A 16,131-nucleotide genomic window follows, 5' to 3' on the forward strand; every position below is an offset into this window, starting at 1 on the left:
GGACCGTGTTCCATGTGTTCCATTCTGTAGGGTTTGCCGGGGGTGAGCCGTGCAGCTAGTCCTCGCCACACAGGCGCCGGGGGAGCCAGAAATCTTTGCCTCTGTGCAAGGCGAAGGCCCTAGCGCCGGGTCGCCCTGCACCTTCGTCCGGCTGTCGCGCTGCAATCTGGCGTGCACATGGTGCGACACCGCCTACACTTGGCATTTTGAAGGCGATAACCGCCCGCACCGCAATGCTGAAACTTTCGAACGCAAGGCGAACCAGATCACCCTGAAGGTGGCAGATGTAGCCGCGCGAATTGAGGCGTTGGGACAAACCCGGCTGGTCGTGACCGGCGGCGAACCCTTGCTGCAGGCCGCAGCGCTGGGTGAATTGCTCAAACTGCTGCCCGACATGACGGTAGAGATTGAAACCAACGGCACCACCACCGCGCCCGGCCATGTCGATGTGTGGATCGACCAGTATAACGTCAGCCCGAAACTGGCACATAGCGGCAATCCGGCGGAACTGGCGCTGATCCCCGAACGGCTGCGCAGTTATTCGCTGGACGAGCGGGCGTTCTTCAAATTCGTCGTCGCCTCGCCCGGCGATGTTGATGAAGTGGCTGAACTGGTGCGCACGCACGCGCTGCCCCGCCAGCGGGTATTCCTGATGCCGGAGGGGACCGACAGCGAGACAATCCGTGCCCGCGAACAATGGATGACGCAGGCCTGTCTCGATCATGGTTTCCGCATGACCGACCGGCTGCACATCCATCTGTTCGGCGATACAAGGGGGACTTGATGAGTTATCTTTCCGAAGCATCCGGTTCGCAGAAAGTCGGCTTTTTCATCGCCGTGGTAATCGCTGGACTGATGGCACGCTTTTTCTGGGCCGGCGGGATCGAGGAATATTTCAACCCGTCCAAGCAGGTCGAAAACCAGATTGTCGAGGTGCTTGAAGCGCGACCGGGCGATCTGGCCGTGCTGCGGGCGATGGAGCAATCCTTTCCGCTGCAATATGACGAACTGCTCGAAGCGATGACCGATGCCGGGATGCAAAACGCCCCGCCGGAAATGGTGATCGAAGCTGGCAGCAGGCAATTGGGCCAGTTCATGGCCAGCCATCGCAATGATTTTGCTGCTGCCCCGCTGCCTTCGCTTGATGCGGTCGCCGGCAAGGAACGCGAATTGCTGGCATCGCTGCAGCGCGACGAGCCTGTCTACTGCGCCGATTACCTGTTCGGCACGCTGATCCCCTCGGACCCGCTGTCGCAGGAAAGCTCGCGATTAATCGGAGAAACCGCAGCCGCGCGTGTCCAGGCGATGGCCGCCGGACGCGCTGACCAGCAGCTGCGGCTCGATATTACGCCCGCCATTCTGGACGGCCTCGCAGATACGATGAAAGACGAAGGCGCGAGCGCTCAGCAATTGGCAGTGATCTTCGGCGACGCGGATTCGGCCACGCTCAGCGCAGAGCAGCAATGCGATTCGGCATTGCGGATGCTTTCCAGCATCGAGAGCCAAACGGACACGCGGCGAGCCTTGCTGATCGGCAAGATGCTCGCCCGGTAAGGCGTACTAGACCCCCTGGCTGCGCCAGCGCTGGACGGTGCGGTAAACCGCCTCTTCCTCGCCTCCGCTGCCGGTCCAAAGTTCAACAAAGCTCGGGTCTTCGGATGCCGGCCGTTTGATTTCCTCGAGGTTGTCGAAGCTGACCCGGATCGGGATGGCCACGCCCTCGCCGCAGATGATGCATTCGCGGTTGCGCAAGGCCGGGATCGAATCGAGGAAACCGCGCGCACCTTCGGGCATTGCAGCCTTCACGAATGCCTGGTCACGGTCGTTGTTGAGACGCATGGAGATGATCGTGCCGCACTGCGACAGCACGCCTTCGGCAAGGTCAGATGGACGCTGGGTAATCAGGCCCAGCGAGATACCGTACTTACGGCCTTCCTTCGCGATCCGGCCAAGGATATTGCCGACCGACGAGCCATCAGCGTTCTTCTCGTTTGGAACGTATCGGTGGGCCTCCTCGCATACGAGCAGGATCGGACGGGTCTTTTCGTCGCGGCCCCATATCGCAAAGTCGAACACCAGCCGGCTGAGAACCGCAACCACGGTGGAGGTGATGTCCGACGGCACGCCCGAGACATCGATAATCGAAATCGGTTTGCCATTGCCGGGCATCCGGAACACCTTGGAAATGAAGTCCGCCATCGTGTCACCCACGAGCATGCCGGAGAACATGAACTGGTAACGCGGATCGCCCTTCAGTTCCTCAAGCTTGTTCTTGATGCGCATATACGGCGCGGAATTGGTCGCTTTGTCCAACTTGCCCATCTGGTCCTGAATTGCGCCGGAAAGGTCGGACAGGAGATAAGGCACCGGCGAATCGACGGTGATCTTGCCCATCGTTTCGGCCAGGCGGTTCTTGTTGCGTGCCACCAGCAGGCAGCGCGCCAGAATATCGGCGTCGATCTGACGTTCGTTGCCGCGCGAAGTAAGCAGCACCTCGCAATGTTCTTCGAAGTTCATCAGCCAATAGGGCATCTGAAGGTTCGTTACGTCGAGGATCTGGCCATTGGTCTTGAACGCTGCGGAATATTCCCCGTGCGGATCAATCATTACGATGTGACCATCGGGCGCAGCTTCGCAGATGCGGTGCAGGATAAGCGCGGCGCTGGTCGATTTACCGGTACCGGTCGACCCGAGCAGCGCGAAATGTTTGCCCAGCATCGCATCGATGTAAACGCCGGCGCGAATGTCCTTGGTCGGATAAACCGTACCGATCTGGATATTCGAACGTCCATCGCTGGCATAAATCTGTTTGAGATCGGAAGTGGTCGCCGGATAGATAAGCGCGCCAGGCACGGGATAGCGGGTCACGCCGCGGCGGAAGCCGTGAATCTTGCCGGTCAGCTTCTCTTCCTGTCCTTCGCCGAGGAAGTCGATATTGGCGATGATTCCGCCGTTCGAACGGCGATCCTGCCGTTGGTTGCGGACGTTTGCGAGCAGCCAGGCATCACCCACGCGGATCTTGATCTGGCTACCAACCTGCCCGGCCAGTGCGATCGATGGATCTTCGTCCTGCATGCACTGGTTTAGACGTTCGAGATCCAGCGCGATTTGCGAGCCTGAGCCCGCGATTTCCAGAACGACACCAATTGGCTGTTTGGCGTTGTCGGACCTTGCAGTTGGCTTTGCGGGTGCCGGCTGAGCAGATGGCTGCGCAGCTGGACGCTGGGCCGCCGGTTGCGGCGCGCTATTGGGCGCGGGCTGCGGATTGTGCGGAGCCTCTGACTGAGGCTGAGCAGCCCCACCCGAATTCGCGTTTGGCGACGCTGCCGGCGTTCCCGCCTGCGGCTGCCTGAAATTGTGATTACCCAATTCGCCCATGGTGTGCGCCCAGTTCCCGTTGTGTTTCGGGATACGCGCTAGCGCGAAAGGGGTTAATATCGGGTCAACTGCCCGGCCAGCGGGCTTAAATCAGCGCGAATAACCGGCCGGCGACCCATCCCATGAAGATCGAAAGGCTGACGGCAAGCAGTCCGTACCAGAACTCTTGTTGCTGCGAAAACAGCTCTACAAAGCGTTCAAACCCGACTTTCTTGACTTCGACTTCAGCAATAGCGGAGGCGATTACGCGGCCGCGTGTAATGGCGAAAGTTTCCGCAGTATAGGTTCCCGTCTGCACATTCGACGGCAAGGAAATCCGTGCCTGATAGAGCACCTGCTCGCTGATGCGGACGCCTTCCATCGATTCCTTGTACAATCCTTGCCGCTCTCGCAGATCGACCAGCCCTGCCGTGAAGCGGGCCTGTTCTTCCGGATCGATGGTGCCACTGGGGGACAATTGTATGTAGTCGAGCCCCAGTTCATAAATCGCTGCGGTTCTTTCATCGACAATATCTGCAATCCGCGCGGAGGAAGACGCCACGGCGAAGAAAGAAGGGGCCGAGCGGAACGCCGTGCTTTCAGCGTTCATCCAGATCGGGCCAATGCGTTCTTTTTCGCGCAGACGGATCGGTTCCGACGGCCCTTTGAGGATCACAACGATGTCGTATTTTCGGCCAGCCCGCTGACCCGACGGGTCCAGAATGGCGCCAAACAGAATGAGCTCTGTCCCGGTAAAGCCCTGCCGCACCTGCACCTCGTGCTGGGACACCTCCGGCACGAGGATCGGGTCACGCTGCGCGCTCAGTGCAAAAAAGCACAGGATTATCAGGAACACCCGGCTCATAGCGGCGACACCGTGTAAATCTCGTCCGGTTGAACACCCAGTCCGAAAAGCATTCTGAGCGCGACAAGCAGAACGATCACCGCGAGCGCAAGGCGCAACCATTCAGGTTTGACCTTCTGCGCCACCTGCGTGCCGATCTGCGCCCCGGTCACAGAGCCGAGCAGGAGAAACGCCGCCAAAACAATGTCCACCGCCTGGGTTGTCAAAGCGTGCATCATTGTAGTCGCCATGGTCACGAACAGAATATTGAACAGCGACGTACCGACCACGACACCCGCGCTCATGCCGAGAATGTACAGCATGGCCGGAACCAGAATGAAGCCGCCGCCAACGCCCATCAGCATGGTGAGAATGCCGACCAGAATGCCGAGAATGAGCGGCGCGAAGGGCGAGATATACAGACCGGAGCGATAGAACCGCCAACGCAGGGGCAATGCGGTCACCAGCGGGTGATGCCGCCGCTTCGGCGCGCTGCGCGAGGTAGATCCCTGCGCTGGCCGGATCGATTCCATCGCTTCCTTCGCCATCAGAGAACCAATGGTCCCCAGCATGACGACGTAAAGAATGTTGATCACAACATCGATCTGACCGGCGGCTTGCAAGAAGCGGAACAGGATCGCCCCGATCCCGGCGCCGAAAATACCACCGACAACGGTGACCCCGCCCAGCTTGTAGTCAACGCCCTTGCGCTTGCTGTGAGCGAAGACCCCGGACACGCTGGCACCGGTAACCTGGGTAGAAGCCGACGCAGCCGCAACCGTTGGCGGGATACCATAAAAGATCAGCAATGGCGTTGTGAGAAATCCCCCGCCGACCCCGAACAGGCCGGACAGGATGCCGGTCAGCATACCCAAAGCGACGATCCAGATGCCGTTCACCGACAGGTTCGCAATGGGCAGATAAAGATCCATGGCCCGCCCTACCGCACGCGTGCGGCAGGTGAAAGGTGAAACGGTTCAAAATCCGGTCGAAAGCGTGACTGCGATTCCTGAATCGGGCTGCGCGTCTCCGGCCACTCGGTGCCTGTAGTCCATCGATAGTCGCACAGGGGCCCGGTCGAGATTGAAATTGGCACTGATGCCAGGTCCGGCATCGAGCCTTTCGGCACCCTCTTGCGCCCCGCCCCATACACCGGCGCCCAGCCTCAGTTCAGCACCGCCGACCTGCGCCAACTTGTGATCTAGTCTCACTTGCCCGTCGACAAAGGCGGTTTCAAAATTGCCGCCGACATAGCCCGCTTGGACATATGCCTCAGCCCGCAGGCCAAGCGGCAATTGCGCTGGCGGCAGCTCGGTCACGGCAAATACGGCTGGCCGGATCTCCGTGCCAGACGCATTGCGCGACAACCTTGCTTCGGCATGGAGCGCCACCGGGATCTGCGGCACCGGCCGTGCCGCGGCTCCAAGCGCAATATCGCCCTCCTCGCCTTGGGAAATTGCCTTGGTGACCCGCGCATAGGCAACGGGCTTATAGCTGCTGTGCGGATCGAGCCGGTACCGCATGACTGCGCCGACCTGACTGCCACCATAACTCGGTGCCAGCACGCCTGCAGCTGTCGGGAGGCCATCTTGAGAACGGAAAAATGCCCATCCATCGAATGACCAACGCTTTTCACGCTTACTTGCGCCTCGGACAGAATTGGGTCGAGACAAGTCATTCCTTTTGGCCGGCTGCGAGACCGTTAGTGAATTTTGCACGCTTGTTAACGTAGCTCTGCGCGGCGCCTCAGTTGCAGATGCTGGCGAAGCAACCACTGACGGCAGTCGCAAGCCCATAGTTTCTGGAGCGGGCGCGCTACGGGAATTTCGGATCAATTTGCGGTCCGCGCTCACCTGCACGCGAGAAACGGCGTTGGAGATGCGGCGCACCGTCTCTGTGCCGGCTGCGGTATCAGATGCCTCGTCATCGTTTGCCTTGCGGGTATTGGCCGCGATCTCAGGCCCGGCCAACCGCACAGGCGCAGCATCGCCCGCCGCCCCATCCGCCGGATCAAACGGAGAATGCCAAAGCGTCACACGCAGAGCGATCCACAAGGCAAGCACTGCGGCCAGCGCCACTAGCGGCGCACCCTTGCGCCGCACCCTGATTATAGTCATCGGCTGCCTCTGCCTGCTGCAAGTACTCCCGAGTGCGTTGCAGGGTGGGCCGAATGGTCGGTCTTGTCCCAGCGCGGCGCCTCTCCGGACAGTGTCGCCACATAAGCCATCAAGGCACGGCGGCCAGCCATGATCGCGATGATGTTTGCAACCGGTATGCGCAAGATCGCGAGCAGCCCCTCGCCTATTCCATATTCACGCGCCGTGAATGCAAAACGCCACACAGCACGCCATGCAAAACTTATGAAGTTCAGCGCCAGCACCGCGCGCAACAAGGCATTCAACTCCATCGACGGACCTTGCCAGAAAGCATTGAGCGCCCAGACAATCGCAGAAAGCACCAGCAGCAAATATGCCGCGGCCAGCACCAGAGCCGTGAACGGGCCGCGCCTGTCACGCAAACGCATCCAGAATTCACTGGGCTTCCCGCTCCATCCGAGATGGTCCCACCCCTGAAAAGCGATGCCGTGCACCCAGCGCGTTTTCTGCCGAACAGCCTGATCGAGTCTGGCCGGGAAACACGCACGGGTTGCAATCAATCGGCCGTCTTCGTGCCGCATCCGCACGAACCGGCCACTACCGCCCAGTTCCGCGACCCCCAGGCCCAATTCGTAATCCTCTGTCAGACTGCCATCAGCAAAGGGCCTCTGGCCGCCGTTTTGCTCCGCTAGCTTAGTCAGCATTCCTCGGGAGATCGCGCAACCGACCCCGGCTAGAGGCATGCCCGCACCGAGCGCATCGCGGACCACCATGGCCTTGCCATGCGCCTCGGCGAATTCTTCGCAATAATGCCCGGCGATCCACGGTGAGGTCGGTTGCGGTTCTGGCAAGACCGGCAATTGGACGATGTCCACCGTCTGCATCGACCGGTCAATCAGCGTCAAAGCCGCCGGATCGACCATATCCTCTGCATCATGCAGCAGCACCATGCTCGCCTGCCTGCCCGTGCGCGCCTCGTCCGTCTGAAGCGCGGCATAGAGGCTGTTCAGACAGTCGGCCTTGGTCGTAGGACCGGGTTTGCGCTGAACCACAATTCGCAGCCGCGAGTCGGTTCCGCCTGCAACCGCAGCAGCAGCGAGAGTTGCCGGGTCGTTGTCATAACAGCCGACATACATGCGCAGCTGGTTATGCGGCCACACCGCCAGCGCATGACGGATCGTTGTGCCGATAACCGCGGCTTCCTGCCACGTGGGTATGAAAACCGCTGCCGGGCCGCTTAATTCCAGCTCGCTTTCATGTTCAGGCGCGAGGGTCTCCGTCCGCGCCCGGCCTGTCAGTTTCAACCAGATCCAGGCGAAATCGACAGTTATTTCATCCAAAGCCCCGATAAGAAAAAAAGCGCCCGCAAATAACAAAAGCTCTTGCTGAACCAGTACAAGCCATTCGGCCCCTGAATATTCGATCAATGCTTGTCCGACCCCCGGAAAGTGAGGTCCTCATCACAAATACGCGTATCGGAGGCTGCCGGGCCTTGCAACGGAGAAAAGATTGGGGGATGGGGCACAGCAGACATGGCCCAAACAAAATTACCTCTTCGCTCCGTCTTTGCCCCTGTACGCGCGCTGTTCGTAAGCGACGCCTCGGCAGGCGTCCTGCTCATCCTTGTGGCAGCCGCCGCCATGCTGGCTGCGAATTCTGAACTCGCATCGGAATACAGCCTGCTGTTCAACGGCAAGCTCGGATGGACCCCGATCCCGAAACTCGACACGCTCCACTATTGGATCAACGATGGTTTGATGGCGATTTTCTTCTTCGTCGTCGGGCTCGAGGTTAAGCGGGAAATCATTTGCGGGCAGCTGTCCTCGCCTGAGCAGCGGCGTCTGCCCATACTGGCCGCGATTGCCGGAATGCTGGCACCGGCCGCAGTCTATGTATTCATCGTTGGCCCAGATTCCGAACTGACCCGCGGCTGGGCCATCCCGGCCGCGACCGACATTGCTTTTGCAATGGGCGTGCTCGGCCTGCTTGGCAGCCGTGTTCCGGCTTCGCTCCGCCTGTTCCTGCTGACGGTTGCCATCGTCGACGATATCGGTGCCGTCATGGTGATCGCGGCGTTCTATACCGCCAATATCAAGATGGCCTGGTTGGTCGCTTCGATTGTCGTTGTCGGCGTGATGATGGCGATGAACCGCATGCATGTCAGCCGGATTTTCCCATATATTCTGGTCGCTCTGGTGCTTTGGTTCTGCGTACTCAATTCAGGTGTTCATGCGACAATTGCGGGCGTGGTTGCCGCGCTGACCGTCCCGATGCACCGCAAGGACGGGAACAGTCTGCTGGAGAAGATCGAACATGGCCTTGCCCCGTGGAGCGCCTATGCGATTGTGCCCATCTTCGGTTTCGCCAATGCCGGCGTGAACTTGAGCGGGATCGGTATGGACAAGATGCTGGATCCGTTGCCGCTGGCAGTTGCAGCGGGCCTCGTGTTCGGCAAGCAGCTGGGTATTTTCACGATCATCGTGCTGGCTGCAAAGGTTGGCTTTGCCAAACCGCCAAAGGGTGCCAGTTGGGCTGAAATCTGGGGCGTTTCCGTGCTGTGCGGGATCGGCTTTACCATGTCGCTGTTCATCGGCGAACTTGCCTTCACCGGATCTAACGAAGCGGCTCGCCTCCTCAGGGACGAAGCCAAGATTGGTATTCTGGCCGGATCGGTTATCTCGGCAGTGCTCGGCTTCGTGATCCTCAGGCTCACCACCGAACATCCCAATGATCGCAGCGCGGAACCCGATCCCGCCTGATCAAAATCCTGTTACCGGGCAGATGAATACCGCCGGGAGCCTCACCAGCTCCCGGTGTTTTCCATGCTTGCCCAAGGTTCCTGCGCGGGCAAATTGCCATCCTGCAAAAGCTCGACAGAGATCCCATCTGGCGAACGCACAAACGCCATATGGCCATCACGCGGCGGGCGGTTGATCGTGACCCCTGCATCCATCAGGCGCCGGCACGTTTCGTAAATATCATCGACGCGGTATGCGAGGTGGCCGAAATTGCGGCCGCCTTCGTATTGTTCGGGTTCGCTGCCGTCTTCTGCGGGCCAATTGTATGTTAGCTCGACCTCAGCCACACCTTCCTGTCCGGGCGCCGCGAGGAAGATCAGGGTGAAACGTCCCGCCTCCACATCGAAGCGGCGGACTTCCTCGAGACCAATCAGCTTGAAAAAATCGACCGTCGCATCCGGATCGGTCACGCGGATCATGCTGTGAAGATATTTGGTCATCGCTGGTAAACTCCATTCGTCGCTATTCAAGCACAGTTCATCGTCAGATGGTATCCCAAGCTCGGTCGCCAGAACCGCAACTGGGAGGACATGAATGACTGATATCAGTGAAACACCCACCGCCGCCACCACCTTCTGGCGGGATCCCGAAAATCGCCGATGGATAGGCAGTTCGGCGATAATTGCCGCCGGACTGATCGCGGGCGGCTTCCTGCTGGGCGACGGGCTTGTCCGCGCGAAGGACGCTGACCGGTCGGTCACCGTGCGCGGCCTCGATGAACGCGAAGTGGTGGCTGATCTCGCGACCTGGACAATCTCTTATTCCGCCACGGCTTCCAACCTTCAATCGGCCCAGTCGGGGGTCGACCGCGACAGCGAAGCTATCCGGAAGTTCTTCAAGGAAATCGGCTTTCCAGAAAACGCATTGGAGCCGACCGGCGTCAACGTGAATTACTATACCGACAATGGCGTGCCGCGTTACACGGTCAGGCAGCGTATGACCTTGCGGAGCAAGAACATCGAACTGGCCCAGAAGGCCGTCAAACAGCAGGTCGATCTGGTCCGCAGCGGTGTGGTTCTGGAAGACGGATCAGGCATGTCTTACACCTTCACCGGGTTGAACGACGTCAAGCCGGAAATGGTCGCAGCTGCAACTAAGGACGCACGGGCTTCTGCAGAACAATTCGCGAAAGATAGCGGCGCCTCTGTCGGCAGTATCCGCAAGGCGACCCAAGGCTATTTTTCGATCAATGCACGCGACGGAGATGGCGGCGGATGGGGAGTAAGCGATACGCCCTATAAGAAGGTCCGCGTAGTCACGACCGTCGATTTTTCACTGGAATAGCAGGCAAAAAAGGGCCCGCGCCTCCCCCTAAGGAGCGGGCCCTTTCGTATAGCCCAAGTGGACGAATTACATGCTGTAAGACAGCGTGAAGAAGAAACCGGCGTCGGTGAAATCTTCGAATGACGGGCCCTGCGTATCGACGTAGTTCACGCCGAGGCTCAGGCTGTCGGTAACCGCGTAGGATGCACCGAGCCCCCAGTCGAAGGACGTTCCGTCCGTATCGGTCGAGAACACGCCGTCGGTATAACCGAGGTGTGCGCTAAGACTGACCGGAGTGTCGGGAATGCCAACTTCGAAGTCTGTGTAGACGTAGATATTATCGCTATTGCCGAGCGAGTCCTGATCCCACGCATAGGCCGCGCCCAGCGTTGCGCTGACCGGACCAAGCGTCGTCGAAATCGACGCGTAGGGTTCGAAGTAATCGGTATCTACGCCTGGAATGTCGCCAGTCGGATAGATGTAATAGAGCAGACCGACATCGAAGGTCAGACCTTCGGCTACGTCGCCGTTCCAACCGCCATATACGTCAAGCTCCAGCTCGCCGAATGCACTACCGCCGGAAATGGTGGACGCCCAGGTGCCGACATAGAAACCGCTCGAATGGCCCAGATCAATGCCGCCTTGCAGCGCGATATCACCGTCGGAGAAAGATACGCCGCGGAAACGGTAGTCGGATACCAGCGCAACATTGCCGGACAGCTCGAGACCGCTTTCGCCGCCAACTTTGCTTTCTTTTTCAAAATTCACGTCTTGCGAGATACGGACCACTTCCTGTGCGGTCAGTTCAGGCATTACGGCGTTTACATCGATATCGGCGATATCGACGACGACGTCGGATGTGACAATGTCGGACGTGTTGATTACAGTTGTCTCGGCTTCGACAGCAATTTCAGATGCCAGAGCAGGCGCCGAGATCAGCGCAGTAGTAACAAAAAGACTTGCGGCGGTAAGGCCGCGGATGGACGTGAGCATGACAAACTTCCTTGGTTTGTTGGGTTGCTTCGTCCCACCTGCATAAACACCGGCCGCGTTCTTTTCGATGTGCGGTCTCGTGCGAATATGTAATTATCTTGCAGGCCAATGCTGCGCCGCACAAGTCTTATTACGAGATTTTCGAGAAGCCGTCAGAATGTGTGGATTTTCTGCACCAATTGCGCGACACTTAAGCCTCGGTACAGCGATTGCGGCCTAACCCTCTCTCCCCTATGCGCGCCATCAACCAATCAGGAATCAGAGTTTTCAATGTTCGAGCCGTTCCGCAATATCTTTAAAGGCAAATCGGGCCCTCGCGGCGCACGCTTGCCCGAAGGTGAGCGTGCCTATGTCATCGGCGACATACACGGACGTGCCGACCTGTTCGAAGTGCTGATCAAGGCAATCGAGGAGGATGACAAGCAAGCCGGACCTGCCGAAACAACCGTCATTCTCCTGGGCGACCTGATAGATCGTGGGCCGGACAGCGCAGGCGTGATTAAGCTCGCCCGGCTGTGGACTGATTACCGCAAAGTCCTGTTCCTGACCGGCAATCATGAAGAGATGTTTCTGGATTCGTTCAAGGACGAAGGTGTGCTGCGCCATTTCCTGAAGCATGGCGGCCGCGAAACAATCATCAGCTACGGCGTTACCAAAAAGGAATTCAACAATTCCACGCTGGAGCAATTGCAGGACCTGCTTCGCGAAAGAGTGCCAAAGGGCGACCGCAAATTCCTGAAAAGTTTCGCTGACATGATCGAAATGGGCGATTATCTGTTCGTCCACGCCGGAATCAATCCGAAACGGACGGTCGACGAACAGAAGCGCAGCGACCTGCGGTGGATCCGCGAACCCTTTCTGAACCACAAGGACCAACATTCTCACGTGGTGGTTCACGGCCATACAATATTTGAAGAAATCGACGAGCGTCACAACCGCATCGGGATCGATACCGGCGCATACCGCCATGGTGTATTGACCGCACTTGTGCTGGAAGGGGACACCCGCCGTTACATCCAGTCCGTCGAGAAGAAAAAGGGCGGGATTCAGATCGTGAAAAAGGACGAAGTCGCATGAAAATCGCCATGGTGGGCTCAGGCTATGTAGGTCTGGTATCGGGTGCCTGTTTCGCCGATTTTGGACACGATGTTGTCTGCATCGACAAGGATCAGTCGAAGATTGATCGCCTGCATGACGGGGTCATGCCGATTTACGAGCCAGGCCTTGCCGAACTGGTCGGCACGAATGTGAAGGCCGGCCGCCTGTCGTTCACAACCGATCTGGCAGAGGGGATCAAGGACGCCCAGGCTATCTTCATCGCGGTCGGCACCCCTAGCCGCCGCGGCGACGGGCACGCCGACCTTTCCTTTGTCTATGCAGTCGCGAAGGAAGTTGGTGAAAGCCTGTCGAACGATGCAGTGGTCGTTACCAAGTCCACTGTGCCAGTCGGCACCGGCGACGAGGTCGAACGTATCCTGCAGGATAGCGGCACGAGCCACAAATTCGCAGTTGTATCCAACCCCGAATTCCTGCGTGAAGGCGCTGCGATTGGTGACTTCAAGCGTCCTGATCGCATCGTGATCGGTGCGGAAAGCGAGTTTGGGCGCGAAATCATGCGCGAAGTTTATCGCCCGCTGTTCCTGAATGAATCGCCAATCCTTTTCACCAGCCGCCGCAGTGCGGAATTGATCAAATATGCCGCCAACGCATTCCTTGCGACCAAGATCACCTTCATCAATGAAATGGCTGATCTGTGCGAAAAGGTGGGCGCGGATGTCCAGGATGTCAGCCGCGGAATTGGCAGCGACAACCGGATTGGGTCCAAATTCCTGCACGCAGGCCCGGGTTATGGCGGATCGTGCTTCCCCAAGGACACGCTCGCCCTGTTAAAAACCGCTGAGGATTATGAAAGCCCGGTCCGCATCGTCGAAGCGGTGGTCAAGACCAACGACACGCGCAAACGTGCGATGGGCCGTAAGGTTGTCGACGCTCTGGGCGGGCCTGACCACGCGCGCGGCAAAAAGGTCGCGCTGCTTGGCCTCACCTTCAAACCGAACACCGATGACATGCGCGACAGCCCGGCAATCGCAATTGCGCAGACTTTGCAGGACGCCGGAGTGACTGTCGATGCATTCGATCCTGAAGGTATGGAAATCGCGAGGCCTTTGATGCCCGGCGTGAATATGAAAGACGATCCCTACGCCGCCATCGAAGGCGCGGATGCGATTGCAATCGTTACCGAATGGGATGCGTTTCGCGCCCTTGACCTGAAGCGTGTGCGCGAGCTCGCAAAGGCTCCGGTCCTAGTTGACCTGCGCAATATCTATCAGCCGTCAGATGTCCGTGCAGCAGGCTTTGAATATTCCAGCATAGGCCGCGAATAAAAGTCAGAGGCCGAACCACCTTTTTCGGTTCGGTGCATCTGACAATTTCGCGGCAGCGGCGAAAATCACCAGAACTGCGGACAGGATTGCTGCATAGGTTATCAGCGGGAATTGCTGCCCGCCCTGATAATGTATGGCCAGCATCGCCCACAGGATAACCGCCGCATACCAGGGATTACCGCGGCTGCGGAATGTCGCAGCGGCGCCAATGATCCCGGCGACCAAGACAATGGCTGCAGCCAGCAACGGATATTCACTGCCGCCGCCAACGCCATGATATTTGAGCGCAGCGGTTATGTTGACGGTTGAGGCGACTGTCAGCCATGCCGCCAGAGCGCTGAATGTTAATCCCGCAATCCATCTCTCGCCAGCTGTGAATTCGCGCTCGTAATTCACCAAATGCCGTAGCGCCGCCAACAGGCAGACCAGCGAACAAAGGATAATGACCGCAGAAATCGCCGTCAGGTTCGCAAACTGGGTGTATGTCGCCCACAGCCCGTTCGCTGCAGTCGCTCCGGCAGTGTACCATCCGATGCGTGCCAGCAGGGTATTATTCCGCTGCGCGGGAAGCGCTTGCCAGATCGCGTAGATCACGCAGCCCAGAAATAGCGGCCCCCAAATAGCAAATGCCCAACCTGCCGGCACGACCAGTGAGCGGATTGCATCCGAACGCTCACCTATCTGCTCCCCAAAACCGAGGTTCGGCAAGAAAGTCGCTCCGATCTGGAACGCGACGGCCAGAATAATGGCGAACCGCTGCGCGGCGCTGCGAGGGGATGATACTGTGTTCATGCAGGTTAAACACGCCCCGCGCCGACCGGTTCCGTCGCTGCGGTTAGTCCGTATCTGTGTAGAGAACCCGGAAAGTATACACCGCCACTATGGCACCGGCGAGCTGCGCAGCGATAAAGCCCAGCACATCGGCGGGTGAGATTCCCGCGAAGGTGTTCGAAAGGCTTCTGGCCACGGTGATCGCAGGATTGGCGAAGCTGGTCGAAGAGGTGAACCAGTAGGCAGCTGAAATATACAGCCCGACACTGGCAGGCACCCACGCCTTGCTGACCTTGATCGTGCCCAGAATAGTCAGAACCAGTCCAAAGGTGGCGATAAATTCGCCCAGCCATTGCCCGGTTCCGGTCCTCGGCTTGATTGAATACTGCCACACCGGCAAATCGAACATGACATGAGCGGCCCAGACACCGGCAATCCCGGCACACAGCTGAACCAGAACGAACAGCAGCGCTTCTCGCGTTCCGATTTCCCCCCTGATACGGAACGCCAGCGTTACCGCTGGATTGAAATGGGCGCCCGATATCGGCCCCAGCATGGCAATCAGCACGGCGAGGATCGCGCCCGTCGCCAGAGTATTGCCGAGCAGCGCGACCGCAACATTTCCGCCGGCCAGCCCTTCCGCCATGACGCCTGATCCCACGACACAGGCGAACAGGAAAAAGCTGCCGATTGCCTCGGCCAGTAGGCGCTGTTTCATGATGTCCGAAATCCCCATCAACCGTTTCGGCGGCCGCTATAATCAAGCCGGAGCCGGATGACACAGATAAATTTGCCAGGGGGCCTGTAAGCCGGGTTCTGTCCTGCAGCAGGTTTGCTTACGCACCAGCGCTGCAGGGGCAGCCATTCCTCTAGGCGGCGGATTGCTCCGCCGCTCAAGCAGCCAACCCGGGCGATCACGGTCCGAAACAGACCTGCTGACTAGCAGCGCGCCGCCCCTATTTGGCCTTGCTCCAGGTGGGGTTTACCATGCCGCCATTGTTACCAATCGCGCGGTGCGCTCTTACCGCACCCTTTCACCCTTACCCCTTGGCCGAGGCCTCGGGGCGGTTTGCTCTCTGTGGCACTTTCCCTACGGTCACCCGCGGCGGGCGTTACCCGCCACCATCGTTTCGCGGAGCCCGGACTTTCCTCGCGGAGACAAAGTCCCCCCGCAGCTGCCCGGCCCCCTGGCAAAGCCCATGTAAGACCGCCCTGCCCGATTGGGAAGCGCTTTGCTGTTATTCGGCAGCTGCATCCGAGTATTGATCATACGCCTCAAGCGCCTGCGCTGCGTACATCGCACTGGGCCCTGCGCCCATATACACAGCCAGCCCCAGTGTTTCGGCGATCTCTTCGCGGGAGGCGCCATGCTTGCGCGCGCCTTCGACATGATAGGTGATGCACGGATCGCAGCGAACCGCGACAGAGATTGCGACCGCCAGCAACTCCTTGGTCTTCGCATCCAGAGCGCCGCCCTGATGCGCTGCACCGCCCATCTCGCGGAACGCCTTCATCACGCCCGGCGAACCCTTGTGCAGTTCCTTGATCGCCGGGATCAGGTTTGCGGCCATTCCCGGCCAGTCCTTGAATTCAGTGTGTGCCATTCGCTTGCTCCTTGCTTGCCC

At 59.0% G+C, this 16,131-nt stretch carries 16 protein-coding genes and 1 other RNA gene; 6 read left to right on the top strand and 11 right to left on the bottom strand.

The window, feature by feature from the left end; translation table 11 throughout:
* The first annotated feature begins 49 nt into the window (after nucleotides 1-49).
* Nucleotides 50-784 (top strand): 7-carboxy-7-deazaguanine synthase QueE, encoded by a 735-nt coding sequence (locus GRI43_RS07775; protein WP_160730428.1) that lies wholly within the window; start codon nucleotides 50-52, stop codon nucleotides 782-784.
* Entirely contained in the window at nucleotides 784-1,554 is a 771-nt protein-coding gene (locus GRI43_RS07780) for a hypothetical protein (RefSeq protein ID WP_160730429.1), read from the top strand. The genes GRI43_RS07775 and GRI43_RS07780 overlap by 1 nt, the downstream gene beginning before the upstream one ends.
* A 6-nt stretch (nucleotides 1,555-1,560) precedes the next feature.
* On the opposite strand, the gene GRI43_RS07785 is transcribed toward GRI43_RS07780, so the two are convergent.
* The 5 genes from GRI43_RS07785 to GRI43_RS07805 all read right to left on the bottom strand — a co-directional run bounded on the left by GRI43_RS07785 (nucleotide 1,561) and on the right by GRI43_RS07805 (nucleotide 7,724).
* A complete protein-coding gene (locus GRI43_RS07785; RefSeq protein ID WP_235903636.1) occupies nucleotides 1,561-3,378 on the bottom strand; it encodes an ATP-binding protein in 1,818 nt (605 codons plus the stop codon).
* A gap of 85 nt (nucleotides 3,379-3,463) precedes the next feature.
* On the bottom strand, nucleotides 3,464-4,222 hold the full coding sequence (locus GRI43_RS07790; protein ID WP_160730430.1) for a TIGR02186 family protein: 759 nt from the start codon (nucleotides 4,220-4,222) through the stop codon (nucleotides 3,464-3,466).
* A complete protein-coding gene (locus GRI43_RS07795; protein WP_160730431.1) occupies nucleotides 4,219-5,133 on the bottom strand; it encodes a sulfite exporter TauE/SafE family protein in 915 nt (304 codons plus the stop codon). Before GRI43_RS07795 ends, GRI43_RS07790 begins: the two co-directional genes overlap by 4 nt.
* A 45-nt stretch (nucleotides 5,134-5,178) precedes the next feature.
* On the bottom strand, nucleotides 5,179-5,766 hold the full coding sequence (locus tag GRI43_RS07800) for a hypothetical protein (RefSeq protein WP_160730432.1): 588 nt from the start codon (nucleotides 5,764-5,766) through the stop codon (nucleotides 5,179-5,181).
* A 548-nt stretch (nucleotides 5,767-6,314) separates the two neighbouring features.
* Nucleotides 6,315-7,724: a glycosyl transferase family protein gene (locus GRI43_RS07805; RefSeq protein WP_160730433.1), complete on the bottom strand. Its 1,410-nt coding sequence runs from the start codon at nucleotides 7,722-7,724 to the stop codon at nucleotides 6,315-6,317.
* A gap of 105 nt (nucleotides 7,725-7,829) precedes the next feature.
* Between GRI43_RS07805 and nhaA the strand changes: the two genes are divergently transcribed.
* A complete protein-coding gene (gene nhaA / locus GRI43_RS07810) occupies nucleotides 7,830-9,056 on the top strand; it encodes a Na+/H+ antiporter NhaA (RefSeq protein WP_160730434.1) in 1,227 nt (408 codons plus the stop codon).
* 41 nt (nucleotides 9,057-9,097) lie between these two features.
* Here the strand turns inward: nhaA and GRI43_RS07815 are convergent, their stop codons facing one another.
* The gene (locus GRI43_RS07815; protein ID WP_160730435.1) at nucleotides 9,098-9,535 is read right to left on the bottom strand and encodes a VOC family protein; all 438 of its coding nucleotides are present in this window, start codon (nucleotides 9,533-9,535) and stop codon (nucleotides 9,098-9,100) included.
* Nucleotides 9,536-9,629: 94 nt separating this feature from the next.
* Between GRI43_RS07815 and GRI43_RS07820 the strand changes: the two genes are divergently transcribed.
* Complete coding sequence (locus GRI43_RS07820; RefSeq protein WP_160730436.1) at nucleotides 9,630-10,379, top strand: SIMPL domain-containing protein; 750 nt, start codon at nucleotides 9,630-9,632, stop codon at nucleotides 10,377-10,379.
* A 66-nt stretch (nucleotides 10,380-10,445) separates the two neighbouring features.
* On the opposite strand, the gene GRI43_RS07825 is transcribed toward GRI43_RS07820, so the two are convergent.
* Nucleotides 10,446-11,351, bottom strand: a complete 906-nt coding sequence (locus GRI43_RS07825; protein WP_235903637.1) for a TorF family putative porin — start codon at nucleotides 11,349-11,351, stop codon at nucleotides 10,446-10,448.
* Nucleotides 11,352-11,621: 270 nt separating this feature from the next.
* Between GRI43_RS07825 and GRI43_RS07830 the strand changes: the two genes are divergently transcribed.
* Both GRI43_RS07830 and GRI43_RS07835 read left to right on the top strand, forming a co-directional pair.
* The gene (locus GRI43_RS07830) at nucleotides 11,622-12,428 is read left to right on the top strand and encodes a metallophosphoesterase family protein (protein ID WP_160730437.1); all 807 of its coding nucleotides are present in this window, start codon (nucleotides 11,622-11,624) and stop codon (nucleotides 12,426-12,428) included.
* The gene (locus tag GRI43_RS07835; RefSeq protein WP_160730438.1) at nucleotides 12,425-13,735 is read left to right on the top strand and encodes a UDP-glucose dehydrogenase family protein; all 1,311 of its coding nucleotides are present in this window, start codon (nucleotides 12,425-12,427) and stop codon (nucleotides 13,733-13,735) included. Before GRI43_RS07830 ends, GRI43_RS07835 begins: the two co-directional genes overlap by 4 nt.
* 3 nt (nucleotides 13,736-13,738) lie before the next feature.
* On the opposite strand, the gene GRI43_RS07840 is transcribed toward GRI43_RS07835, so the two are convergent.
* From GRI43_RS07840 to GRI43_RS07855, 4 genes are all read right to left on the bottom strand, one after another.
* On the bottom strand, nucleotides 13,739-14,527 hold the full coding sequence (locus GRI43_RS07840) for a hypothetical protein (protein ID WP_160730439.1): 789 nt from the start codon (nucleotides 14,525-14,527) through the stop codon (nucleotides 13,739-13,741).
* A 43-nt stretch (nucleotides 14,528-14,570) separates the two neighbouring features.
* On the bottom strand, nucleotides 14,571-15,224 hold the full coding sequence (locus tag GRI43_RS07845; protein WP_202391613.1) for an aquaporin: 654 nt from the start codon (nucleotides 15,222-15,224) through the stop codon (nucleotides 14,571-14,573).
* Nucleotides 15,225-15,295: 71 nt separating this feature from the next.
* An RNA gene (rnpB, locus tag GRI43_RS07850) (RNase P RNA component class A) lies at nucleotides 15,296-15,697 on the bottom strand.
* 47 nt (nucleotides 15,698-15,744) lie between these two features.
* Nucleotides 15,745-16,110, bottom strand: coding sequence for a carboxymuconolactone decarboxylase family protein (locus GRI43_RS07855; RefSeq protein WP_160730440.1), 366 nt, complete (start codon nucleotides 16,108-16,110; stop codon nucleotides 15,745-15,747).
* Nucleotides 16,111-16,131: the final 21 nt, after the last annotated feature.

Origin of the sequence: Pontixanthobacter luteolus (assembly GCF_009828095.1) — a bacterium.
GTDB lineage: Bacteria > Pseudomonadota > Alphaproteobacteria > Sphingomonadales > Sphingomonadaceae > Pontixanthobacter > Pontixanthobacter luteolus.